Below are 22,457 nucleotides of genomic sequence, written 5' to 3' on the forward strand. Positions count from 1 at the left end.
TCCGGAGGTTTGCGTGAAACGTTTTCTGATGATTCTTTGTGCCGCTCTCATGCTGTCCAGCTCCCTGCGCGCCCTGCCGGCGCACGGGGCAGCGCAGGGCGTGGTGATGAATTTTTCCGATGTGGATATCTCCACCATGGTCAAATTCATCAGCGAGCTGACCGGCAAGAACTTTGTGCTGGATGAGCGGGTAAAAGGGAAGATATCCATCTTCTCCCCCTCGAAGCTGACCATTGACGAGGCATTCGCCCTTTTCACCTCCGTGTTGGAGCTGAAAGGGTTCACCCTGGTCCAGTCCGGCAAGGTCTACAAGATCGTGCCGCTGACCAGCGTCAAGCAGTCCGGCATGAAGCTGATCGAGGGGAGCGAACGGACACCGGTCAGCGATGCCTACCTGGCGCGGGTCTTCACCCTGGCCCAGATATCCTCCCAGGACGCGCTTGCCTTTCTGCAGCCGCTGATTTCCAAGGACGGCCATATCGCCTCCTTCGGCCCCGGCAACATGCTGCTGGTGGTGGATGCCGCCTCCAATCTCCAAAAGATCGCCGAACTGCTGGCCACCATCGACACCGCCCAGCGCCGTTCCGGGGGAGAACTGATCTACCTCGAACACAGCAATGCCGACGCCCTGGCCAACATCCTGCGGGAATGGCTCGCCGGCAGGGGGCCTCGCCTGCCGACCCCCGGTGTCGGCCCCCAACAGGCGATCAGTACCGCCGGCGTCCAGATTTTTCCCGATCAGCGTCTGAACGCCCTGCTGGTCTTCGGAACCGAGCAGGACAAGAAAGATATCCGCAGCCTGATAGCGCTGCTTGATATTGCGCCGCCCAACGCCGGCAGCAAAATCAACGTGGTCTACCTGGAACACACCGATGCCACGGACATGGCCAAGGTGCTGGAAGGGGTGGTGCGGGGACTGACCGCCCAGGCCGCCACGCAGCCCGGCGCCGTTCCCGGCGCAGTGCAGGCGTCCCCCCTGGACGGCGGCAAGATTACCATTACCGCCGACAAGGCCACCAACTCCCTGGTGGTCATGGCCTCCCCCACCGAATACAACAGCTTGCTGCAGGTGATCAGGAAACTGGACCGCCGCAGCAGACAGGTCTATGTCCAGGTGCTGATTGCCGAGGTATCCCTGGACAAGAGCAGGGAATTCGGTCTTCAGAGCGGGGTGCTTGGCGGCGCGGTACTGAACCGGTATTTAACCATAGGCGGTTTTTATGACCCCATGGGAGCACTTGGTGATGTCATCAAGAAGGCCAGCGACTTGAATATTCCTCTGGAAAGCGGCACTCCGGTCAACATAGCCACGGTTCTCAAGGCGCTGGATAAAAATGGCCTGCTGAATATTCTTTCAACACCAAATCTTTTAACAACGGACAACAAAGAGGCCGAAATCAGCGTCGGTGAAAACGTGCCGTTCAAGGGCTCAACCACGGGAGTTGCCGGCACCAGTAACACCTATGAGTCAGTTGAGCGTAAAGATATCGGCATCAATCTGAAGATCAAGCCGCAGGTAAGCGAGGGCGATTACATCCGCATGGATATCTACCAGGAGATCTCGGCGGTGAAGAACGATAAAGGGCAGGCCATCGACCTGGTCACCACCAAGCGTTCCGCCAAGACCAGCGTGGTGGTCAAGGACCGGGAGACCATCGTCATCGGCGGGCTCATCCAGGACACGGAAGACACAAATGTACAGAAATTTCCGCTACTGGGAGACATTCCCGGCCTGGGCTGGCTCTTCAAGACCCGCACCAAGTCCCGCACCAAGACCAACCTGATGATCCTGCTCACCCCGCAGATCGTCAAGGATGCCAGCGACCTTTCCACCATCTCCCGGGAACAGCGCGATCGTTTCGGCGACTCGGCCAAGGATCTCGGGCCGGTGGACGCCCAGAAGATCATTATCGAGGGGGGCTCCAAACCGGTGACTGCCCCGCAGCAACCGGACGGCAAATGAGCATGGAACAGACCGCTGCCGACATACGGCAGATAGCCGATCGCCTGGGCCTGCCCTTTGCGGAGCAGATCGACGACACCCAGGCCGACCCGTCGCTGCTCTCACGGCTCCCCCTGGCCTTTGCCCGTTCCCGCTGCCTGCTGCCGCTCGCCGAGCGGGACGGACGCCTGGAGCTGGCCGTGGGGCGCCCCTTGGACCTGCTGGCCCAGGACGAGGTGGCCCAACTCTACGGCACCCCCCTCTCCGTTCTGGTGGCTCCCGAAGGGGAAGTACTGGCGGCCATCAACCGGCTCTATGCCCGTACCGCCGACACCGCCCGCGACGTGGTGGAAAACCTGGTGGCCGACGACCTCACCGCCATCGCCACCGAACTGGCCCATCCCAAGGACCTGCTGGACCTGACCGACGAGGCGCCGGTGATCCGGCTTCTGAACGCCATCCTCTTCCAGGCGGTCAAGGAGCGGGCCAGCGACATCCATATCGAGCCCTACGAACGCACCCTGGAGGTCCGCTTCCGGATCGACGGCATCCTGCACGTGAAGCTGGAGCCCCCCAAGCTGCTTCAGGAGGCGCTGGTCTCCCGGGTCAAGATCATGTCCTCGCTCAACATCGCCGAAAAGCGCCTGCCCCAGGACGGCCGTTTCAAGGTCCTGGTGGCCGGCCACGAGGTGGATATCCGGGTCTCCCTGGTCCCCACTTTCTTCGGCGAACGGACCGTGTTGCGCTTGCTGGACCGCAAGCAGGGGGTGCGCTCCTTAAGCGAGATCGGTTTCTCCCCCCGCGACGTCACGGTGATGGAGCGCCTGATCTCCCGCACCAGCGGCATCATCCTGGTTACCGGCCCCACCGGCAGCGGTAAGACCACCACCCTGTACGCCGCCCTGTCGCAACTGAACCGCCAGGAGCGTAACCTCATCACCATCGAGGACCCGATCGAATACCAGCTCTCCGGCGTTGGCCAGATCCAGGTCAACTCCCGCATCGACCTGACCTTTGCAGCCGGCCTGCGGGCCGTGCTGCGCCAGGACCCGGACGTCATCATGGTGGGGGAGATCCGTGACGCCGAAACGGCTGAGATCGCCATGCAGGCGTCGCTGACCGGCCACCTGGTGCTCTCCACCCTGCACACCAACGATGCCGCCACCGCCATCACCCGCCTGATCGACATGGGGATTGAACCGTTCATGGTTGCCTCCTCCCTCTCCGGCATCCTGGCCCAGCGGCTGGTGCGCACCATCTGTCCCCACTGCCGGGAGGCGTACACCAACGATCAGCCGATGCCGGGACTGCCGGACACCCTCTACCGGGGCAAAGGCTGTCCGCAGTGCTACGGCCAGGGGACCCTGGGCAGGGTCGGTATTTACGAGCTGCTGCCCATTGATGCCGAGTTGTGCGGCATGATCACCCGCCGCACCCCTGCCGGCGAGATCAAGGAGTACGCCATCCGCAAGGGGATGAAGACCATCCGCGAGGACGGACTGGCCAAGGTGGCCGCCGGCATCACCACGCTGGAAGAAGTGCTGCGGGTCACCCAGGAAGAGTATGCCGATCTTCCGGTATAGGGGATACCGTTCCGACGGGAAAGAGCTGTCCGGCACGCTGGATACCGATTCGCTCCGTTCGGCCCGCGACCTGCTGCGACAGCGGGAGATCATGCCGACGGAACTGGTTTCCGCCGACGACGCCCCGCCAGCGGCCGGCGACGTGCTGCGACGCTGGCGCCGCTCGGTGCCGGTGGCGGCCCTGGCCCTGTTCACCCGCCGGCTGGCCACCCTCACCGCCGCCTCGGTGCCGGTGCACGAGGCCCTGACCGCCCTCTACCGCCAAGAGCAGCATGACGAACTGCGCGCCGTGCTGGGCCGGGTGCGGGAGCGGCTTGCCGAAGGCGCTCCCCTGGCCCGCTCCCTGGCCGAGGAGCCGAAAGTATTCAACGCCGGCTACGTTGCCATGGTTGCCGCCGGCGAGACCGGCGGCGCCCTTGACCGGATTCTGCAGCGGCTTGCCGATTTCCAGGAACGGCAGGAGGAGATCCGGCGCACGGTCAGCGCCGCCCTTGCCTATCCCGCGCTGATGGCCCTGGTCAGCAGCGGTGTCATGATCTTTCTGTTGACCTACGTCATCCCCAAGATCACCGGAATTTTTGCCGACAACAAGGCGGCCCTCCCCTTCCTGACCGTGGCGCTGCTCAAGATCAGTGCGCTGATGCGCGCCGGCTGGTGGCTGCTGCCGCTGATCGCCGTCGGCGGCACCGTCCTCTACCGTCGCCTGGCGCAACGGGAATCGTTCCTGGCGGCCCGCGACCGCTGGTTGTTGCGCCTGCCGGTACTGGGCAGCCTGCTGCAGACCCTGGCCCTGGCTCGTTTTTCCCGGGTGCTGGGTCTTTTGCTGGGCAGCGGCGTGCCGCTCTTGCGCAGTCTCGAAATCAGCGCCGACGCGGTGGTGAACCGCAGCTACCGCCAGGTGCTGGACACGGCCCGTACCACGGTCGCGGAAGGGGGCAGCCTCTCCAATACCCTGGAGCGTTCTTCCCTCTTTCCGCCGCTCTTGACGCACCTGATCTCCGTGGGGGAGAAAAGCGGCGCGCTGGAGGAGAGTCTCGAAACTGCCGGTCGCAGCTTCGAGCGTGAGTTCGAGGCCCAGACCAGCCGTGTGATGGGGCTGCTGGAACCGATGATGGTACTGGCCATGGGCCTGATGGTGGGCCTGGTGGTAATCGCGGTGCTGCTGCCGATCTTCCAGTTGAACCAGTTGATCAAGTAACAACGTCAGGAGGTAGATTCAGATGTCCGTTCGTTTCAACAACCGCAAAGGCTTCACCCTGATCGAGATCATGGTGGTGATCGTCATCCTGGCCCTTTTGGCCGCCCTGGTGGGACCGAAGATCATCGGCCGCTCCGACGACGCCAAGCTGGCCGACGCCAAGCTGCAGATCCGCAATCTCGAAACCGCCCTCAAGCTGTACAAGCTGGACAACGGCGTCTACCCCACCACCGAGCAGGGGCTGGACGCACTCTTCACCAAGCCCACCGTGGGGCAGATTCCCCGTAACTACCGCCAGGAAGGCTACCTGGAAGGAAAAAAACTCCCCAAGGATCCCTGGGGCGGCGACTACGTCTACCTCTCGCCGGGCGAGCACGGCGACTACGATCTCTGCTCCCTGGGCACCGACGGCGTGAAAGGTGGCGAGGGTAAGGGTGCCGACATCTGCAACTGGAACATCCAGTAGCGTGAACCGATACGGCTGCTCGGGCAGCGGCTTCACCCTGCTTGAGCTGGTAGTGGTGCTGGCGATCCTGTCGCTGGTGGTGCTGCTGGTCATTCCCCGGCTTCCCGCCCTGGGAGACACGGCGCTGCGCACCTCGACCCGCCAACTGGCGGCGCAGCTGCGCTACCTGGACGAGCGGGCCGCCGCCGGCAAGGTCAGCCACCGCCTGCGGATCAATCTGGACGACCAGAAGATCGAGGTGGTCCGGCGGGCCGTCACCGGCGAGGAACTGCCGTCGGAAGACCCCTACCTGCGCCGGCCCGCCCTGCTGGACGGCGTGCTCATCACCGATGTGCGCACCGAACGTCTGGGCACCGTCACCAGCGGTACCGTCCGGGTGACCTACGGTCCGGGGGGATTGTCGGAAGCACTGCTGATCCACCTGCAGCTCCCCGGCGGCCCCGCCACTACCGTGCAGGCGCTGCCGGTAAGCGGCATTGTCCGGATCGCCGAGGGATATCTGGAGGAGCTCCGATGAACCGGCTGTCGCGGACCGGGGGCTTTACCCTGCTGGAAGTGCTGGTGGCGCTGGCCATCATGGCCGGGGCGCTGACCACCCTGGTGGTCTCGTTCAACTACCACCTCTCCGTCACCCTGCGGGACCGGGAGGAGACCACCGCCCTGCTGCTGGGCCGGGCACTGCTGGACGATCCGCTCTTTCTGAAAAGCTCAGCCAGCGAAGGAACCTTCGCTCCCGACTACCCGGAAACCACCTGGCAACGCCAGGCAACCCCGGCACCTTTTCCCGGTCTGCAACGCTACGTGCTGACCGTTTCCTGGCAGAAGGGGACCCGCTCCCTTGCCCTGGTGACCTATGGCCGCACCACGCCGTAACGGGGGGTTCACCCTGCTGGAACTGCTGGTGGCCCTGGCCATCGCCTCGCTGGTCATCACGGCGGCCTACGGCGTCTTCTTCTCGCTGAACCGGGCCCAGCAGGTGGCCGGCGTGGACATGGAGCAGCGCCGCGCCTTGCGTTCCGCCCTGGACCTGCTGCGGCGGGAACTGACGTCGCTCCTCTACCGGGCCGGCGACAAACAGCTCCGCCTGCTGGTTGAGGACCGCGACTTCTTCGGCAAGCCGGCCTCCAACCTCAGCTTCGCCACCATCGCCCCCCCTGCGGACGGGCCGGTTTCCGACCAGTTGCTGCTGCGCTACTTGGTGGTGGAGGCGGGAGAGCAGCTGAAGCTGACCCGCGCGGCCAGGGACTACTTCCTGGAGGAGGAAATGGAGCGGGTAGCCGCCTACCCGGTTCTGGAAAAGCTGGAAGGGTTCCTGGTGGAATGCTACGACGGCTCCAAATGGCTGAAGAACTGGGACACCTCCCTGACACCGGCTCTGCCCAAGGCGATCCGGGTTACCGTCACCCTGCGGGACCGCGAACGCGTCGTCTCACACCGGATCACGGCAGTACCGAGGATCACCGGACCATGACCACGCAACGGGGATTCGCGCTGGTTATCGTGCTGGTGCTGGTGGCGCTTCTCACCGGCATGACCGTGCTGTTCATCAACGACGTCTACCAGGAGTCGGGGTCGAGCCGTACCGCCGCCGACAGTATCCAGGGAGGACTCTTTGCCGAGGGGGGCGTCAACGGAGCGCTGCAACTGCTCAGCCATACCCTGGGCACCGCCTCCTACACCACCCTGAACGACGCCTGGGCAATGCCGATCACGCTGGACGAGGAACGGGGCCGGCTACGCATCCGGATCATCGACGAAAGCAGCCGCCTGAACCTGAACCTGGTGGCCCTGCCCAACGGTACCGCCAACGAACCGTACATGGGGATGGTGCGCCGCCTGTTCCGTCAGCAGAAACTTTCCCCGGACCTGGCGGATGCGCTGGCCGACTGGATCGACGAGGGAAGCGTTCCCAATCCCGCGGGAGCGGAGGCCGACTGGTACCTGGCCCAGAAACAGCGCTCCCGGCCGCGCAACGGACCGCTGCTCACCGTCGAGGAGGTGAACCGGGTCAAGGGGTTCGACAGCGAGGTGCTGGAAAAGCTGCGTCCCTTCATTACCGTCTACGGCGAAGGACCGGCCGGCTCGCCGGCATCGCCGGTCAACATCAACACTGCCCCCCGCCAGGTGTTGGCAGCCCTTGACGAGCGGATGTCGCTCCCGCTGGCGGACCGGATTATCGAACATCGCAGGGCAACGCCGTTCAAGAATCCGGCGGAGCTGTCCCAAGTGGCCGGCATGGACGGCATCGCACCGTCACTGCTGACCAGCATCAGCACCAAGGGAAGCGTCTACCGGATCATTGCCGAGGCAACCGTGGGCGACACCGTCCGCACCATCGAGGCGGTGGCCCGCTTTTCCGGCACGTCGCCGCTCATCGTCTACTGGCGGGAATTCTGACACCGTTTTGGCACCAGCCATGGAGAACGACACACTATGATCATCCAGGTTATCCAACTCACCGCCACCGAGGTTACCGGCGCCCGCTTCAGGAAAAGCGGCACGGAGCCGATCCCGTTAAGCGGCTTCAGCCTTCCCTGGAACAGCGAGGAGGAGCTGGTGGAGCTCCTCCGGGAGCAGTGCCCGCCGGCCTCGGAAGATATCCGCACCATTCTGGCACTTCCCCCTGCCCTGGTCACCCTGCGGGAGCTCTCCCTGCCGATCAGCGACCGACGCAAGATCCGGGCGGTGCTGCCCCTGGAACTTGCCGGCGAAACCGCCCTGGAAAGCCCGGCACTGCTCTGCGATGCCATCCCCCTGGCGTCCGGCACCCTGCTGGCCGGCTGGCTGGGCCGGGACGCCCTGGAGCCGCTGCTCGACCGGTTCAGGCAGGCCGGTATGGACCCCGAGGTGGTCACCGTGGCCTGCCTGCACTGGCACCTGCTGCTGCCCGCCCAGGGGACGGCCATCGGCCCGGAAACGGCGGCGGTCCTGTACGACGATACCGCCCTGCTGGCGATCCGCGGCGGAGTGCCGCTCTTCTGCCGTCACCTGGGCAGCAGCGGCGCCACCGTCGAGCAGACCCTGACCACCCTGGAACTGACCCACAACCTGCAGATTACCCAGCGCTTCCGCCTCGGCGCCTCGGCACGGGAGGCAGCGGCCACGGAAAAACCGCTGCCGCTGCCGGCAGTGCTGACCCTGGGCACGATCAGCGGCGATATGAAGCCCGACGCCCTGCTCTCCCCCCTGGCGGTGGCCCTGGCCTACTGCTCCGCCGAACCGGTCTTCAACCTGCGCACCGGCCCCCTGGCCTGGACCGGCCGCAGCAGCCAGCTGCTGCGCACCTTCCGGGTCCCCCTCCTCCTTGCCGCGCTACTGCTGGTGCTGCTCTTCGCGGAGCTGGGCACCCGCTGGTACCTGCTCTCCGCCGACCTGAACTCGCTGGACCGCTCCATCGGCAAGATCTACAAGGAGGTGTTTCCCACCCGGAAAAAACCGGTGGACGAAAGCGCCGAACTGAAGGCGGAAATCCGTCGCCTGGAAAGCAGCGGTTCCTCCCTGCAGACCCTTGCCTTCCTGAAGCTGCTGGCCGATGCCAAGGGGGACGGCGTCAGCGGCCTGACCGAAGTCGAGCTGGATGAAGCCCGCTTCATGGTGAAGGGGGATGCCCGCTCGTCGGCCGATGTCACCTCGTTCCGTCAACGTCTCGGCGACCGGGAGTGGAACGTGGACCAACCCGAACTCACCACCCGCCCCAACGGCACGGTGCTGTTCACCCTGCGGGGCAGTCGGGGAGGAAGCAAACCATGAATCTCGTCACCGTACTGAAGGAACGATACGAAGCCCTCGACCATGCCGGCCGCCGCACGGCCGCCATTGCCTGTTGCCTGGCACTGGCCCTCCTCACCGCCTATGCCCTGCTCTTCGGCCACTTGGCCCGCCTGGAGGCCCGCAAGACCTCCCGGGAACAGACCCTGGCCGAACTGCTGGTGCTGCAGCAACGGCACAAGGAAGCCTCTGCCGGCGCTCTGCGCCTGACCAACCGCCTGGCGGCGGTGACGCCCGAAGACACCCCGGTACTTTTGATCGAGCAGAGCGGTATCGTGACCAAGGGGGGAGTTCAGTCCAAACCCCTGCCCCGCCGCGAGCAGAGCGGCGTGCTGGAGGAGGGGGCCGAAATCACCATTGCCGGGCTTTCCGCCAATGAGCTGATCAACCTGCTGCACCGCCTGGAACAGCACCAGAAACCGGTGGCGGTGCGCAGGTTTGTCGCCAAAACCCGCTTCAACGAACCGGCCCGGCTGGATGCCGTGATCACCCTTTCACTGCTGCGGCCGGCACCGGCCGGCGAGCGGAAATGACCGGAACGCGCCCCCTGATACTGGCCGGTATGCTGCTGGCCGCCTGCTTGCTCCTGCCGGTGCTGACCGTGCTGATGATCCCGGACCGGGTTATCGAGCGGTTCGTGGTGCGCAGTCTCGCCAGCCGGGGGGTTACGCTGCAGGCCGAGCGGCTCGGCACCGCCGTGCCGTTGGGGCTGAAAGGAAGCGGACTCGCCATCGGCGACGGCAACGCCACCTACCTGACCATCGACCGGGCCAGCGTCAGGCTGCGCCTCCTGCCGCTTCTGACCGGCACGGTGGCCGCCTCCCTGGAAGGACGGATCGGTGCCGGCACCATCGGCGGCAGCGTCACCCTCTACCCCTCCCCGGGGGGCAACCTGCAGGTTAGTGGCCTGCAACTGGCGGAGTTGCCGGTCCTGACCCGCACCATCGAGGGGAGCATCACGGGCACCCTGCAACTCGACGCCGAGTTCAAGGGAGCCAGCGGGGAAGCCAAGCTCAGGATCAGCTCCCTGGGGCTGTCCAAGGCAAAGCTGGCTGCCATGCCGCTGCCGGACCTGACCGTCCCCGATACCCGCGGCCTACTGAAACTCAGCGGTTCCACCGTCAGCATCGCCAGCCTGGCCATGCAGGGGGAGGGCATCTATCTGCGTCTCACCGGTTCCCTGCCCCTTGCTCCCTCCGCTCCCCTGGCCCTGAACCTGGAGCTGCTCCCCACCGCGGAGCTGTTGGAGCGCCAGAAGAGCGTCTTCCTGCTGATGTTTCCCTACCTGACCTCGCCGGGACGCTACACCCTGCCCATTGGCGGCACCCTCGCCTCCCCGCAGCTGACGCCTCGGGGAGCCACCACCACCCCGCCGCCTCCCGCTCCCCCTGCCCCCTGACGGAGACCGGTTACGGTTCTTTTTTTGTTTTGTTCACCCCGTAACTGCGCTACAGTCGCCGGCATACACCATCACGGTACTGCGAGGGCACCATGAACCAGACCGAGAACCAGCAACCGACCGTTGCCGACCTCCAGCGCTCCTTCATCTATCACCTGCACCACACCCTGGTGAAAGACAAGTTCTCCGCCACCAAGTCGGACCTCTACCTGGCCCTGGCCTACGCGGTACGCGACCTGCTGGCCGACCGCTGGCTGGAAACCCAGCAGTCCTACTATAAAAACGACGCCAAACGGGTCTACTACATCTCCATGGAATTCCTGATGGGGCGCACCCTGGGTAACGCCCTGATCAACCTGGGGGTGATGGAGGAGTGGGATACGGCCCTGAAGGAGCTGGGGCTCACCATCGAGGAATTGCAGGAGTCGGAATGGGACGCCGGCCTGGGCAACGGCGGCCTGGGCCGCCTGGCCGCCTGTTTCCTGGACTCTCTGGCCACCATGCAGCTGCCGGCCTACGGCTACGGCATCCGCTACGAGTACGGCATGTTTTACCAGAAAATCGTGGACAACGGTCAGCACGAGGTGCCGGACAACTGGCTGCGCTACCAGAACCCCTGGGAGTTCGACCGTCAGGAACACCTGCACCCGATCCGCTACGGCGGCCGGGTGGTGGACTACACCGACCGGGACGGCTCCCTGCGTCACTCCTGGGTGGATTACTACGAGGTCATGGCCCTGGCCTACGACGTACCGATCCCCGGCTACCGGAACAGCACGGTCAACACCCTGCGGCTCTGGAGCGCCAAGGCCAGCCGGGATTTCGACCTGAACTTCTTCAACCAGGGGAACTACGTCGGCTCGGTGGAATCGAAGATGAAGACCGAGAACATCTCCAAGGTGCTCTACCCCGCCGACCACATGCTGGAGGGGAAGGAGCTGCGCCTGCGCCAGGAATACTTCCTCTCCTCCGCCACGGTGCAGGATATCTTCTACCGTTTCGCCAAGAAGTTCGACGACCTGAAGAAGCTGCCGGACCAGGTGGCGATCCAGTTGAACGACACCCATCCGGTGCTTTCCATCCCGGAGCTGCTGCGAATCCTGATGGACGAAAAGAAACTCACCTGGGACGAGGCCTGGGCGATCACGGTCAACACCTTTGCCTACACCAACCATACCATCCTGCAGGAGGCCCTGGAAACCTGGCCGGTGCCGATGCTGGGCGCCCTGCTCCCCCGGCACCTGCAGATCATCTTCGAGATCAACCGGCGCTTCCTGGATGAGGTGGCTGTCCGCTTCCCCGACGATCCCCAGCGGCTGCAGCGGATGTCCATCATCGACGAGCGGGGGGACAAGCTGGTGCGGATGGCCCACCTGGCCATCGTGGCCAGCCACTCCATCAACGGCGTCTCCGCATTGCACTCCACCATCCTGAAAGAAGACCTGTTCCGGGACTTTTACGAGCTCTGGCCGGAGCGGTTCAACAACAAGACCAACGGCATCACCCAGCGCCGCTGGCTGCGCCACTGCAACCCCTGGCTCTCGGACCTGATCAGCGAAGCCATCGGCGACCGCTGGACCGTGGACCTGGACGAGCTGCAGAAACTGCGCCCCCTGGCGGAGGACAGCGAATTCCGCAAGCGCTGGATGGCGATCAAGCGGATGAACAAGGAACGGCTGGCCCGCTACATCTACCAGCGCAACTGCGTGGACGTGTCGCCGGACATGCTGTTCGACTGCCAGACCAAGCGGATTCACGAGTACAAGCGGCAACTACTGAACATCCTGCAGGTCATTGCCCGCTACAACCGCCTCAAGGAGTACCCCGGCCTGGAGCTGCCCCCCCGCACCGTCATCTTCGCCGGCAAGGCGGCCCCCTCCTACACCATGGCCAAGCTGATCATCAAGCTGATCAACCACGTGGGGATGGTGGTCAACAACGATCCGGCGGTGCACCAGCAGCTCAAGGTGCTGTTCCTGGCCAACTACAGCGTCTCCCTGGCGGAACGGATCTTCCCGGCCGCCGATCTCTCCGAGCAGATATCCACCGCCGGCACCGAAGCCTCCGGCACCGGCAATATGAAATACGCCCTGAACGGGGCCCTGACCATCGGCACCCTGGACGGCGCCAACATTGAAATCATGGAGGAAGTGGGCGAGGAGAATATCTTCATTTTCGGCCTCACCACTCCCCAGGCCGTCACCCTGCGTGCCGCCGGGTACCGCCCCCACGACTACTACTATCGTCTGCCGGAGCTGAAGCAGGTGCTGGACCAGATATCCTCCGGCTACTTCTCTCCCGGCAATCCCGGCCTCTTCAGACCGTTGGTGGACAACCTGCTCTCAACCGACTACTACCTGCTGCTGGCCGACTTCGACGCCTACCTGGACGCCCAGGCCGACGTGGACCGGCTCTACATGATACCGGACGAATGGGCACGAAAGTCGATCCTGAACACCGCCGGCATGGGCAAGTTCTCCAGCGACCGCACCATCGGCGAGTACGCCCGCGACATCTGGCAGATCAAACCGCAGCCGGTGGTCCGCGGCGAAGCCCGCCACTGGTAATGGAAGCGACCGTGCCGACCGCCCCTCTTGCCGAGCGGATGCGCCCCCGCACCCTGGACGAGTTCTGCGGCCAGCAGCACCTGCTGGGACCGGGTAAGGCGCTGCGTATCATGATCGAGACCGACCGGCTCGCCTCCCTGATCTTCTGGGGGCCGCCCGGCTGCGGCAAGACCACCCTGGCCCACATCGTGGCCCACGCCACCGGCTCCCGTTTCGTCTTCTTCTCCGCCATCATGGCCGGAGTCAAGGAGATCCGCGAAATCTTCAAAGAGGCGGCGGAGCAGGCAGCGGACGGCATCCGCACCATCCTCTTCGTGGACGAGATTCACCGTTTCAACAAGGCCCAGCAGGACGCCTTCCTGCCGGCGGTGGAAAAGGGGCTGGTCACCATCATCGGCGCCACCACCGAAAATCCTTCCTTCGAAGTCATCGCTCCGCTCCTCTCCCGCTGCCGGGTCCTGCGCCTGAAACACCTGGAACCGGAGGAGCTGGCCGGCCTGGTGCGGCATGCCCTGCTCGACGCGGAACGGGGTTTGGGCAGCCTTCATCTCGCCATCGACGACGAGGCCCTGAACTTTCTCACCGAGGCGGCCCAGGGGGACGGCCGTAAAGTGCTGAACACCCTGGAGGTGGCGGCCCAACTGCTGCCGCCGGACACACCCGTCATCTCCCTGGAACTGATGCAGGAGGCGCTGCAGCAGAAGGCCCTGCTCTACGACAAGGGGGGGGAAGAGCACTACAACGTCATCTCCGCCTTCATCAAGTCGATGCGGGGCAGCGACCCGGACGGGGCGCTCTACTGGCTGGCCCGGATGCTGGAGGCAGGGGAGGACCCGCTCTTTATCCTGCGCCGGATGATCATCCTGGCGTCGGAGGATATCGGCAACGCCGACCCCCGGGCCCTGCAGATGGCGGTTGCCGCGCTGCAGGCGTTCCAGATGGTGGGGATGCCGGAGGGACGGATCATCCTGGGGCAGGCGGTCACCTACTTGGCCACGGCCCCCAAATCCAACGCCTCCTACGTCGGCATCGACGCGGCGTTAGCCGAAGTGCGCAAGTCCGGCGCCCTGGAGGTGCCGCTCCATATCCGCAACGCCCCCACCAAACTGATGAAGGAGCTGGGCTACCACAAGGGGTACCGTTACGCCCACGACTACGAGGGAGGCTATGTCCGACAGGAGTACCTGCCGGACAGGCTGCGAGGGAAGACGTTCTATGCCCCCAGGGGACACGGCTACGAGAAAAACATCCTTGAGCGGATGGAATGGGTGAAAAAGCAGGGAAAAAAGGAGTAACCGCCTGCGGATACACCGTCTTACGTGATGCTGACTTCCATGGAGATACTGTGATGACCTGTAAACGCTGCGGCACGGTGCCGCACATCAGTACCCGGCACGGAGAGGCCCTGTTCAACTGTGCCGTTGAGCCGCTGCAGGACAAACTGCTTGCCATTCTGCACGAGGAAGGATATCTGCCCCGCGCCGAAGGGGATGTGGTTCGGGTAACGGCCGACAGTTTCCAGCAGCTGGTTGCGAGCCTGGCCCGGCGTAACGATCTGGCCGAGGTGGAGGCCGAAGGGATCAGCCTGCTGTTTCTTGAACAGGGACAACAGCTTGACTTTGCCGCCTTCTCCCGGACCAAGAACCTTAAGAAATGGCTGTTTCTGCTGAACAACCGCGAGTTTCTGGATATCTTCGAAAACAACTCCCTTACCACCTGGTTTCAACCGATCCTCTCGCTGCCGAATCATGAGATCGTGGCCTATGAGTGTCTCTCCCGCGGGGTCAAGGCCGACGGTTCGCTGATGCCTCCCCACCTGCTGTTCAAACTGGCCGAAGAGAACGACCTGCTCTTTTACCTGGACCGTCTCTGCCGGGAAAATGCCCTTAAAACCGCAGCCGTCAAGAAGATCAGCGCCGACATCTTCATCAACTTCGTCCCCACATCCATTTACGTGCCGGAGACCTGCCTGCAGAGTACCCTGCACTGGGCGCAGCAACTTGAATACGATCCCACCCGCGTGGTATTCGAAGTGGTGGAGACCCATCAGGTCTCTGATCTGCAACATCTGCGCGGCATTCTGGATTACTACCGCCGTCAGGGGTTCCGCACCGCCCTGGACGATATCGGCTCCGGCCATGCCAATCTGGCAACTCTGGCCGCACTCGGGGCCGACGTGATCAAGGTGGATATGGAAATTATCCGGGGGATCGACGCCGATCCGGTCAAACAGTCCATCTTTGGTGCCTTAGTTGGCATTGCGCGGGAAAACGGCATCAAGGTGCTGGCGGAAGGCGTGGAGACCGGCGACGAGCTGGCCTACGTCGCACAACACGGCGCAGACCTGGCCCAGGGCTATCTGTTCGCCCGACCGGCGCCGGAACCGGTGCGGCGGGTGGTGGAGATCAGCGGATAACCGACCGGCATGCTGCGGGGCATCAGAGCTGCCCCCTGGCCATCGCCCCTCTCCCGGCGGCCCGCTGCACGTCCCGCCGGATCGTGGAAACATTCCATCAACACAGTACCGGAGGACACCATGAGCGTTCGAGACATGCAGGGCAATCCCCGCATCTGGGAAAGATTGACATGGGCCGACCTGAGCAGCGAGGAGCAACAACTCTGGAGCGCCCTCGGCTGGCAGCAGGCCGCATGGGACCGCAACAGCCCACCGCCAAGCGCCGACAAGGAATGGAGCGGGCTGACCCCGCAGGAGCAGGCGGCAGCAGCTGGCCTCGGCTTCAGCGAGGGTCTCTGGAATGCCACCGAGGATGCATAAACCGGCCATGCCGCGCGCAGACACAGGCGCAAGCGCCGTGCGACGCACCGGCTCCGTAACGCTCTGACAGGAGGAAGTTCATGTCCAAACGGATGAAGATTTGCATCAACACCGGCGGCGGCGACGCGCCGGGGCTGAACGCCGTCATCGAGGCGGTCACCATGGCCGCCTACAACCGACAGTGGGAGGTGTACGGCATCAAAAGCGGCTACGCCGGTCTGCTGAACCCCGACGAGATTATCCGCCTTACCCCGGAGATGGTGGACGGCATCGCCAGCATCGGCGGCACGATCCTGGGTACCACCAACAAGGGGAACCCGTTCATGATGCCGGTCTGCAACGCCGCCGGCGAGTGCGAACAGCGGGACCTCTCCGAGCGGGTGATGGAGAACTTCCGCCGGCTGCGCTTCGACGCCCTGGTGGCGGTGGGCGGCGACGGCAGCCTGGAGATCGCCCACCGTTTTGCCGAAAAAGGGATGCCGGTGGTGGGGGTGCCCAAGACCATCGACAACGACATGGGCGGCACGGTGATCACCTTCGGCTTCGATACCGCCGTCAGCATCGCCACCGAAGCCATCGACCGCCTGCACTCCACGGCCAAATCCCACGACCGGGTGATGGTGGTGGAGGTCATGGGACGCAACGCCGGCTTCATCGCCCTGAACAGCGGCATCTCCGGCAACGCCGACGTGATCCTGATCCCGGAAATCCCCTTTGACATCGAAAAGGTCTGCGACAAGCTGATGGAAAACGAGCTGAACGGCCGTAAGTACGCCATCGTGGTGGTTGCCGAAGGGGCGGTGCCTGCGGGGGGTGACGTGATCATCAAGGGGGGTGCGGAGGGTGGCCGCCAGCATGTGGTGCTGGGGGGGATCGCCGAGCATGTTGCCAAGGAAATCTCCCGGCGCACCGGCAAGGACTCCCGCTCCCTGGTGCTGGGGCACCTGCAGCGGGGCGGCTCCCCCACCACCTTTGACCGCCTGCTGTCGCTGCGCTTCGGCGCCGCGGCGGTGCGGGCCATCGAAACGGGCACCTTTGACCACATGGTGGCACTCAAGTCACCGGATATCGCCCTGGTACCCCTGGGCGAGGCCCTGGGCATTCAGAAACGGGTCGCTGTCGAAAGCGACGCCGTGCTGACCGGCCGCGACCTGGGCATCTGCTTCGGGGACTGAGGCAAGGTGAGCCCGTGCGACATGCCCCACGCCCCCCACTTCGCCTACCGCCCCATCGGCATCCTGCGCTCCCCCTACGCCCGCCGTATTGACGCCCCCCATCAGGGCACGGTGGTTGAAGGGACGGAAACCGGGGAGTTGGCGACTGCCACACTGGAACTCGCGGAGTGGCTGGAGGAGAGGGCTCTTCAGGATCTGAGCGGCTTTGACCGGCTCTGGCTCATCTTCGCCTTTCACCTGAACGAGGGGTGGAAAAGTACGGTGAAGCCGCCCCGGGGCGGGCCGAAACGGGGGGTGCTGGCCACCCGCTCCCCCCATCGGCCCAATGCCATCGGTCTGTCGGCCGTTGAACTGCTGAAGGTTGAAGGCAGGATCCTGCACCTGCGCGGGGTTGACCTGCTGGACGGCACCCCGGTGCTGGATATCAAGCCGTACGTGCCCTACGCGGACGCGTTCCCGGACGCCGAAGCCGGCTGGATCGACGAGCTGGATGCGCAACAGGGGCGCTGGTCCGCACCGGGTCCCCGCAAACCCCGCTGAACCCGGAAGGTCGTCCGGCACCCTGACGGCGAGTCAGCGCACCGCCGTGGTGGTCAGTTCGTGGCGGTAGGTCAGATTGCCGGAGACCGCTCCCCCCCAATAGGCGTACCAGTAGGAGTAGTGCTGCACCGGACCGATTTCCCGCATCCGGCTGCCCGTATCGACGCTGAGGGTCCCACCGTCGGTTCCCATGATCAGGTAACCGTCCCCCCGCTTGCCGAACGCGCCGCCGTTGGGCATGAACATCGACGGGTCTGCCGGTATCCAGCCGGCCCCTTCAAGGTAGAAGTCGGGCCAGGCGTGGGGGCCCCACTCGCCGCTTTCCCGCAGGATGCCCCCCAGGTTGTAGCGGGCCGGAATGCCGCGGCTGCGCAGCAGGGAGATATAGAGCGAACTGAGTTCGCCGCAGGCCCCGCCCCCGGCCCGGAGCGTATCGTCCAGCGTGGGACCGTGGGAGCGGCCGAGGTGCTTGAAGCGCTGCTGCTGGTAGAGGTAGGCCCGGCGGGCGAACTCCAGCGGTTCCAGGGCTGTGCCCCCGATTTCCTCCACCATCGCCTTGATGGCCGGATGATCGGGCTGGATCAGGGGGCCGCCGGCGACGGTGAAGGTGCGATACAGGGGAGAGGCCGTGTCGTACGGCTTGACGCCATCGATCCGGTCGGCGGCCAGGGGAGAGATGGCGACGTCGAATTCAAGCGTGATTTCGGCGGGGGGCTCCGGCGCCTCCACCCGCAGGAAACGGTTCGGAGAAGAGGGACCGCCGACCAGGGTACCGGCGCTGTAGCGGACGTTTTCCACCCGCTGAAATTCTCCGAATGAAGGGACCGGCATGAGAATCACCACCTTCAGGCGGCCGCCGCCGCTGTGACTGAAGGTGGTATCCGTCCGCACCACCCGCGAGACGACATGGTAGGTGCGCTCGGTCCCGCGCTGAAGCGCACGGGAAGGAGGCTGCTGGGAGGAAACGGCCGTACTTGTCCCTTTGGCCTGCCCATCCCCGCTTGTTTGTTCTTCCGGCGGAGCCGGCTTTCGCGGCGGCGGCTGGGGCAGCTGCTGTTTCGGCTTTGCGGGAGAACGCCGGTAGGTCGGCTCATCATCCCCGCCGGGACTGTCGTCAGTGCCGCGCGGCGTGGCCAGGCCCTCGTAGAGAGGAATTGCCTCGGATTCCGACGCCGCCGACAGGTCGGCCACCGCCGGATGGGACAGCAGGGCCGCAAGGGCCAGGACGAACAGTACCCGAACGACACGGAGCGACCAACAGAGACTGTGACCAGACATGGAGCGGCACCCCCGCAGTGAATGAGATCGTGCGCAGCTGCGCACGGGCACTCCTGCCGCGTGCCGGGCCGGCGGCGGAAGATGAGTCCATAGTACCCGGCTGCACCAAAATTTCAAGGTGCTCCCCGGTCGCCATGCCGCAAAAAACATGCTATATACCCCCCAACGTATCTTCAGCGCCTCATCCAGGGAGCCCCCCATGAAACGACTCGCCATTCTGACCAGTGGCGGCGACTGCTCCGGCATGAACGCCGCCATTCGGGCCGCAGCCCGCACCGCCATCGCCAACGACGTGGAGATGATCGGCTACCGCAAGGGGTACGCCGGCCTGCTCAAAAACGACTTCATCAGGCTGGATTCCCTGGCCGTGTCCGGTGTGCTGCAACGGGGCGGCACCTTCCTGCAGTCGGCCCGCTGCCCGGAATTCCGCACCGAGGAAGGGCGCAGGAAAGCCTTGGACAATCTGCTGAAGGAGCAGGTGGAAGGGATGATCGTGATCGGCGGCGACGGCTCGCTCACCGGCGCCCTGGCCCTGGACAAGCTGGGCTTTCCGGTGATCGGCATTCCCGGCAGCATCGACAACGACATCCCCTACACCGACATGTCCCTGGGGGTGGATACGGCACTGAACAACATCCTCTACGCCGTGGACTGCATCAAGGACACCGCCTCCTCCCACGACCGCGCCTTCATCGTGGAGGTGATGGGGCGTAATTCCGGCTACCTGGCCTCAACCGCCGCCATCGCCACCGGCGCCGAATTCGCCATCATCCCGGAGACGGAGCTGGACCTGACCGAAATGTGTCACCAGTTGCGTCGCCGTTACGAGGAGGGGCGCACCAATGCCCTGATCATCATGGCGGAGGGAGCCGGCCACGCCCGGGACATAGCCGCCGGCATCAAGGATGCCATCGGCTTCGAGACCCGCGTGACCGTGCTGGGTCACTACCAGCGTGGCGGCGCCCCCACGGTGTTCGACCGCCTGTTGGGAAGCCGCTTCGGCATGAAGGCGGTGGAGCTGCTGCTCTCCGGCACCAAGGGCGTGATGGTGGGGCTGGCGGCCAACGCCCTGACCACCACCCTGCTGGAAATGGTGGTGAACGGCGGCCAGAAGAAGCTGAATGCCGATCTGTTGCAGATGGCCGACATCCTGGGGATTTAAGCCGTGAAACGCGCCCGCCGCCTGTTCAGGGCCCGCTCCGCCAAGGAAGGGTTGCCGCCGGGAACCCTGGTGCATATCGGCGAGGCATCCCAGCACGCCGTGGCCATCACCCGTTTCAGCTTTTCGGAACAGGAGCTGCGGGAGGAGCGCGAGTGCGACCTGGCAGCGCTTACCCCGGAACAAGCTGGCAGCCGGGTCACCTGGATCGACGTGGAGGGGGTCCACGAGGTGGAGACCATCCGCAGCCTGGGGGAATCCTACAGCCTGCACCCCCTGGTGCTGGAGGATATCGTCAGCACGGTGCAGCGTCCCAAGGTGGAGGATTACGATGACTACCTGTTTCTGGTGGCGCGGATGCTGCTTCCCCAGGAAGGGAGAGATTTTTCAGTCGAGCAGGTAAGCATGGTGCTGGGCAGGGGGTGGCTCTTCACCTTTCAGGAGGGATTCCGGGGGGATGTCTTTGAATCGGTGCGGGAGCGCCTGCGCTCCGGCAAGGGACGGATCAGGGCCCAGGGGGCCGATTACCTGGCCTACGCCCTGCTGGACACCATGGTCGACCGCTACTTCACCGTACTGGAACAGTTCGGCGAGCGGCTGGTGCTGCTGGAGGAGGAGGTCTCCCTGCATCCCCACCCCCGGCTGCTGGTACAGTTGAACGAGTTGAAAAAAGAGGCCATTTTCCTGCGCAAGACCATCTGGCCGCTGCGGGAGGTGCTCTCCTTCCTGCAACGGGACGACACCGAGCTGATCAATGAAACCACCCGCATCTACCTGCGGGACGTGCACGATCATGCCATTCAGGCCATTGAAACCGTGGAAACCTACCGCGACCTGCTCTCCGGCATGCAGGATCTCTACCTGTCCAGCATCGCCAACCGCACCAATGAGATCATGCGCTTCCTCACCGTGATCGGCACCATCTTCATCCCGCTCACCTTCATCGTCGGTCTCTATGGCATGAATTTCAAGTACATGCCGGAGCTGGAGTGGCACTGGGGCTACTTTGGCGTGCTGCTGCTGATGGCGGTGATCGCCCTGGGCATGGTCGAGTACTTCCGGCGGCGCAGATGGCTCTGATTGCCCGACAGGTGGCCGCGCTGCGACGCCAGGTGCTGGAGACCCTGCGGCACCACGCTCTCTGCGCCCCCGGCGACACCCTGATCGTGGCGGTTTCCGGCGGCGCCGATTCGGTGGCGCTGCTGGACCTGCTGGCCACGCTTCCCGATCTTCCCCTCTCCCTGGTGGTTGCGCACCTGAATCATTGCCTGCGCGGCGGAGAAAGTGATGGCGATGAGCGGTTTGTGGCAGAGCTGGCCGCTGCCCGTGGCTTCCCGTTTGAAACCTGCCGGGTGGATGTCCGCGCCCTGGCGGCGGAGCAGGGACGCTCCCTGGAGGAGGCGGGACGGGACGCCCGTTATGCCTTTTTCGACCGGCTGCGGCAGCAGTACGCCGCCGTAGCCGTCGCCACCGCCCACCACGCCGACGACCAGGCCGAAACCTTTTTGCTCCGCCTGTTGCGGGGGGCCGGCGGCAGCGGCCTGGGCTGCATGCCGTTCAGGAACGACCGCGCCGTCATCCGCCCCCTGCTGGAGGTGAGCCGCCGCGACCTGCTGCGCTACTTGCACGAACGGGGACTTGCCTGGCGGGAGGACAGCAGCAATCTTGACACCACCCTGTTGCGCAACCGGGTGCGCCATGAGCTTTTGCCGCTTTTGGAGACGTACAACCCGTCGGTGATGAAGCGACTGGCGTCAACCGCGTACTTGCTGCGTCAGGACGAGGAGTTGCTGGCCCGGCAGGTCGAGACGGTCTTCGCCGAATTGGTCCTCAGCGACGGCAGCGGTCTCGTGTTCGACGCCGCATCCTGCGGGTGTCAGCCGGAAGGGCTGCGCTTCCGGCTCTACCGGCGGGCGCTGGAACTGCTGACCCGCGACCTGCGTTGCTTCGACAGCACTCATATTCGGCAGCTTGACCGGCTGTTGCTGCACGGTGGCACCGGCGCACGGCTCCCCCTTCCCCGAGGTCTGGTCGCCATCAGAACCGCTGACGGCCTGGTACTCTCCCGCGCCGACGCCGCTTTGGCCTCCCCTCCCCGAGCGACCGAGATCACCGGCCCGGCCCGGTATGATCTCGGTAACGGCCTGAGTCTGCTGGTGGAACTGGCGGCCGTCGCACCGACATCGTCCGACGCCGACGACAGTACAGCCCTGGTGGACCTCGATGCCGCTCCCTTTCCGTGGCAGGTACGCCCCCATGCACGCGACGATCGTCTCTCCCTGCCCGGCGGGGAGGGCAGCCGCAGCGTCGGGCGGCTCATGATCGACCGCAAGGTTCCCCGGCACCTGCGACCGCTGCTGCCACTGCTGCTGTCGGCTGACCAGCCGCTCTGGCTGGCGGGTGTCCGGCGCTCCGGCCACGCCCGCGTCACGGAGCGGACCGGTACCATCGCCAGAATCACCGTTGTCGGCCTGTGCCTCCGGCCGGCTGCCGGCATACGCTCGCACCGGCGGGACGGTCCGGCCGAAGCGCCGTCAAAACTGTTGTGACACCGCCTTCTTTGTGATAATTATTCTTAATTTTCACCACTGGTGCACCCACTCGTC

At 64.8% G+C, this 22,457-nt stretch carries 21 protein-coding genes; 20 read left to right on the forward strand and 1 reads right to left on the reverse strand.

The features are described from left to right. Nucleotides 1-13 precede the first annotated feature (13 nt). The 17 genes from gspD to tsaA all read left to right on the forward strand — a co-directional run bounded on the left by gspD (nucleotide 14) and on the right by tsaA (nucleotide 17,414). Nucleotides 14-1,963, forward strand: a complete 1,950-nt coding sequence (gene gspD / locus RAK07_RS08260; RefSeq protein WP_305732360.1) for a type II secretion system secretin GspD — start codon at nucleotides 14-16, stop codon at nucleotides 1,961-1,963. Continuing rightward, nucleotides 1,960-3,525 carry a type II secretion system ATPase GspE gene (gene gspE, locus RAK07_RS08265; protein WP_305732361.1) on the forward strand — a complete coding sequence of 522 codons (1,566 nt, stop codon included), beginning with the start codon at nucleotides 1,960-1,962 and terminating at the stop codon, nucleotides 3,523-3,525. Before gspD ends, gspE begins: the two co-directional genes overlap by 4 nt. Continuing rightward, nucleotides 3,506-4,723, forward strand: a complete 1,218-nt coding sequence (gene gspF, locus RAK07_RS08270) for a type II secretion system inner membrane protein GspF (RefSeq protein ID WP_305732362.1) — start codon at nucleotides 3,506-3,508, stop codon at nucleotides 4,721-4,723. Before gspE ends, gspF begins: the two co-directional genes overlap by 20 nt. Nucleotides 4,724-4,745: 22 nt before the next feature. Beyond that, the gene (gene gspG / locus RAK07_RS08275; protein ID WP_305732363.1) at nucleotides 4,746-5,189 is read left to right on the forward strand and encodes a type II secretion system major pseudopilin GspG; all 444 of its coding nucleotides are present in this window, start codon (nucleotides 4,746-4,748) and stop codon (nucleotides 5,187-5,189) included. A 1-nt stretch (nucleotide 5,190) separates the two neighbouring features. Then, nucleotides 5,191-5,706 (forward strand): prepilin-type N-terminal cleavage/methylation domain-containing protein, encoded by a 516-nt coding sequence (locus tag RAK07_RS08280; RefSeq protein ID WP_305732364.1) that lies wholly within the window; start codon nucleotides 5,191-5,193, stop codon nucleotides 5,704-5,706. Next, complete coding sequence (locus RAK07_RS08285; protein WP_305732365.1) at nucleotides 5,703-6,062, forward strand: type IV pilus modification PilV family protein; 360 nt, start codon at nucleotides 5,703-5,705, stop codon at nucleotides 6,060-6,062. The genes RAK07_RS08280 and RAK07_RS08285 overlap by 4 nt, the downstream gene beginning before the upstream one ends. Then, nucleotides 6,043-6,660, forward strand: coding sequence for a type II secretion system protein GspJ (locus RAK07_RS08290; RefSeq protein ID WP_305732366.1), 618 nt, complete (start codon nucleotides 6,043-6,045; stop codon nucleotides 6,658-6,660). The genes RAK07_RS08285 and RAK07_RS08290 overlap by 20 nt, the downstream gene beginning before the upstream one ends. Continuing rightward, nucleotides 6,657-7,586: a type II secretion system minor pseudopilin GspK gene (gene gspK, locus RAK07_RS08295; protein WP_305732367.1), complete on the forward strand. Its 930-nt coding sequence runs from the start codon at nucleotides 6,657-6,659 to the stop codon at nucleotides 7,584-7,586. The genes RAK07_RS08290 and gspK overlap by 4 nt, the downstream gene beginning before the upstream one ends. 36 nt (nucleotides 7,587-7,622) lie before the next feature. Continuing rightward, nucleotides 7,623-8,939 (forward strand): type II secretion system protein GspL, encoded by a 1,317-nt coding sequence (gspL, locus tag RAK07_RS08300; protein WP_305732368.1) that lies wholly within the window; start codon nucleotides 7,623-7,625, stop codon nucleotides 8,937-8,939. Continuing rightward, nucleotides 8,936-9,490, forward strand: a complete 555-nt coding sequence (locus RAK07_RS08305) for a hypothetical protein (RefSeq protein ID WP_305732369.1) — start codon at nucleotides 8,936-8,938, stop codon at nucleotides 9,488-9,490. Before gspL ends, RAK07_RS08305 begins: the two co-directional genes overlap by 4 nt. Then, a complete protein-coding gene (gene gspN, locus RAK07_RS08310; RefSeq protein ID WP_305732370.1) occupies nucleotides 9,487-10,356 on the forward strand; it encodes a type II secretion system protein GspN in 870 nt (289 codons plus the stop codon). The genes RAK07_RS08305 and gspN overlap by 4 nt, the downstream gene beginning before the upstream one ends. A 92-nt stretch (nucleotides 10,357-10,448) precedes the next feature. Further along, the gene (locus RAK07_RS08315) at nucleotides 10,449-12,923 is read left to right on the forward strand and encodes a glycogen/starch/alpha-glucan phosphorylase (protein WP_305732371.1); all 2,475 of its coding nucleotides are present in this window, start codon (nucleotides 10,449-10,451) and stop codon (nucleotides 12,921-12,923) included. Further along, nucleotides 12,923-14,218 (forward strand): replication-associated recombination protein A, encoded by a 1,296-nt coding sequence (locus RAK07_RS08320; protein ID WP_305732372.1) that lies wholly within the window; start codon nucleotides 12,923-12,925, stop codon nucleotides 14,216-14,218. Before RAK07_RS08315 ends, RAK07_RS08320 begins: the two co-directional genes overlap by 1 nt. 53 nt (nucleotides 14,219-14,271) lie before the next feature. Next, complete coding sequence (locus RAK07_RS08325; RefSeq protein ID WP_305732373.1) at nucleotides 14,272-15,339, forward strand: EAL domain-containing protein; 1,068 nt, start codon at nucleotides 14,272-14,274, stop codon at nucleotides 15,337-15,339. A 120-nt stretch (nucleotides 15,340-15,459) separates the two neighbouring features. Further along, nucleotides 15,460-15,699, forward strand: coding sequence for a hypothetical protein (locus RAK07_RS08330; protein ID WP_305732374.1), 240 nt, complete (start codon nucleotides 15,460-15,462; stop codon nucleotides 15,697-15,699). A gap of 80 nt (nucleotides 15,700-15,779) precedes the next feature. After that, entirely contained in the window at nucleotides 15,780-16,874 is a 1,095-nt protein-coding gene (locus RAK07_RS08335) for a 6-phosphofructokinase (RefSeq protein ID WP_305732375.1), read from the forward strand. A 21-nt stretch (nucleotides 16,875-16,895) separates the two neighbouring features. Further along, nucleotides 16,896-17,414 carry a tRNA (N6-threonylcarbamoyladenosine(37)-N6)-methyltransferase TrmO gene (tsaA, locus tag RAK07_RS08340; protein WP_305732376.1) on the forward strand — a complete coding sequence of 173 codons (519 nt, stop codon included), beginning with the start codon at nucleotides 16,896-16,898 and terminating at the stop codon, nucleotides 17,412-17,414. 33 nt (nucleotides 17,415-17,447) lie between these two features. On the opposite strand, the gene RAK07_RS08345 is transcribed toward tsaA, so the two are convergent. Next, nucleotides 17,448-18,692, reverse strand: a complete 1,245-nt coding sequence (locus tag RAK07_RS08345; protein WP_305732377.1) for a transglutaminase-like domain-containing protein — start codon at nucleotides 18,690-18,692, stop codon at nucleotides 17,448-17,450. A 199-nt stretch (nucleotides 18,693-18,891) separates the two neighbouring features. Between RAK07_RS08345 and pfkA the strand changes: the two genes are divergently transcribed. The 3 genes from pfkA to tilS are packed head-to-tail and all read left to right on the forward strand — an operon-like array spanning nucleotide 18,892 to nucleotide 22,400. Continuing rightward, nucleotides 18,892-19,854, forward strand: a complete 963-nt coding sequence (pfkA, locus tag RAK07_RS08350) for a 6-phosphofructokinase (RefSeq protein WP_305732378.1) — start codon at nucleotides 18,892-18,894, stop codon at nucleotides 19,852-19,854. A gap of 3 nt (nucleotides 19,855-19,857) precedes the next feature. Then, complete coding sequence (gene corA / locus RAK07_RS08355; protein WP_305732379.1) at nucleotides 19,858-20,931, forward strand: magnesium/cobalt transporter CorA; 1,074 nt, start codon at nucleotides 19,858-19,860, stop codon at nucleotides 20,929-20,931. Continuing rightward, entirely contained in the window at nucleotides 20,922-22,400 is a 1,479-nt protein-coding gene (tilS, locus tag RAK07_RS08360; RefSeq protein WP_305732380.1) for a tRNA lysidine(34) synthetase TilS, read from the forward strand. Before corA ends, tilS begins: the two co-directional genes overlap by 10 nt. Nucleotides 22,401-22,457: the final 57 nt, after the last annotated feature.

Origin of the sequence: Trichlorobacter ammonificans (assembly GCF_933509905.1) — a bacterium.
Taxonomy (GTDB): domain Bacteria; phylum Desulfobacterota; class Desulfuromonadia; order Geobacterales; family Pseudopelobacteraceae; genus Trichlorobacter; species Trichlorobacter ammonificans.

What these genes read in the sequence shown, in the direction of transcription:
- RAK07_RS08315 (WP_305732371.1), top strand. Translation starts at nt 10,449, where the DNA reads ATGAACCAGACCGAGAACCAGCAACCGACCGTTGCCGACCTCCAGCGC.
- gspN (WP_305732370.1), top strand. Translation starts at nt 9,487, where the DNA reads ATGACCGGAACGCGCCCCCTGATACTGGCCGGTATGCTGCTGGCCGCC.
- tsaA (WP_305732376.1), top strand. Translation starts at nt 16,896, where the DNA reads ATGCCCCACGCCCCCCACTTCGCCTACCGCCCCATCGGCATCCTGCGC.
- RAK07_RS08330 (WP_305732374.1), top strand. Translation starts at nt 15,460, where the DNA reads ATGAGCGTTCGAGACATGCAGGGCAATCCCCGCATCTGGGAAAGATTG.
- RAK07_RS08285 (WP_305732365.1), top strand. Translation starts at nt 5,703, where the DNA reads ATGAACCGGCTGTCGCGGACCGGGGGCTTTACCCTGCTGGAAGTGCTG.
- RAK07_RS08320 (WP_305732372.1), top strand. Translation starts at nt 12,923, where the DNA reads ATGGAAGCGACCGTGCCGACCGCCCCTCTTGCCGAGCGGATGCGCCCC.
- RAK07_RS08345 (WP_305732377.1), bottom strand. Translation starts at nt 18,692, where the DNA reads ATGTCTGGTCACAGTCTCTGTTGGTCGCTCCGTGTCGTTCGGGTACTG.
- gspG (WP_305732363.1), top strand. Translation starts at nt 4,746, where the DNA reads ATGTCCGTTCGTTTCAACAACCGCAAAGGCTTCACCCTGATCGAGATC.
- pfkA (WP_305732378.1), top strand. Translation starts at nt 18,892, where the DNA reads ATGAAACGACTCGCCATTCTGACCAGTGGCGGCGACTGCTCCGGCATG.
- gspL (WP_305732368.1), top strand. Translation starts at nt 7,623, where the DNA reads ATGATCATCCAGGTTATCCAACTCACCGCCACCGAGGTTACCGGCGCC.
- RAK07_RS08325 (WP_305732373.1), top strand. Translation starts at nt 14,272, where the DNA reads ATGACCTGTAAACGCTGCGGCACGGTGCCGCACATCAGTACCCGGCAC.
- gspK (WP_305732367.1), top strand. Translation starts at nt 6,657, where the DNA reads ATGACCACGCAACGGGGATTCGCGCTGGTTATCGTGCTGGTGCTGGTG.
- RAK07_RS08305 (WP_305732369.1), top strand. Translation starts at nt 8,936, where the DNA reads ATGAATCTCGTCACCGTACTGAAGGAACGATACGAAGCCCTCGACCAT.
- RAK07_RS08290 (WP_305732366.1), top strand. Translation starts at nt 6,043, where the DNA reads ATGGCCGCACCACGCCGTAACGGGGGGTTCACCCTGCTGGAACTGCTG.
- tilS (WP_305732380.1), top strand. Translation starts at nt 20,922, where the DNA reads ATGGCTCTGATTGCCCGACAGGTGGCCGCGCTGCGACGCCAGGTGCTG.
- RAK07_RS08335 (WP_305732375.1), top strand. Translation starts at nt 15,780, where the DNA reads ATGTCCAAACGGATGAAGATTTGCATCAACACCGGCGGCGGCGACGCG.
- gspE (WP_305732361.1), top strand. Translation starts at nt 1,960, where the DNA reads ATGAGCATGGAACAGACCGCTGCCGACATACGGCAGATAGCCGATCGC.
- gspF (WP_305732362.1), top strand. Translation starts at nt 3,506, where the DNA reads ATGCCGATCTTCCGGTATAGGGGATACCGTTCCGACGGGAAAGAGCTG.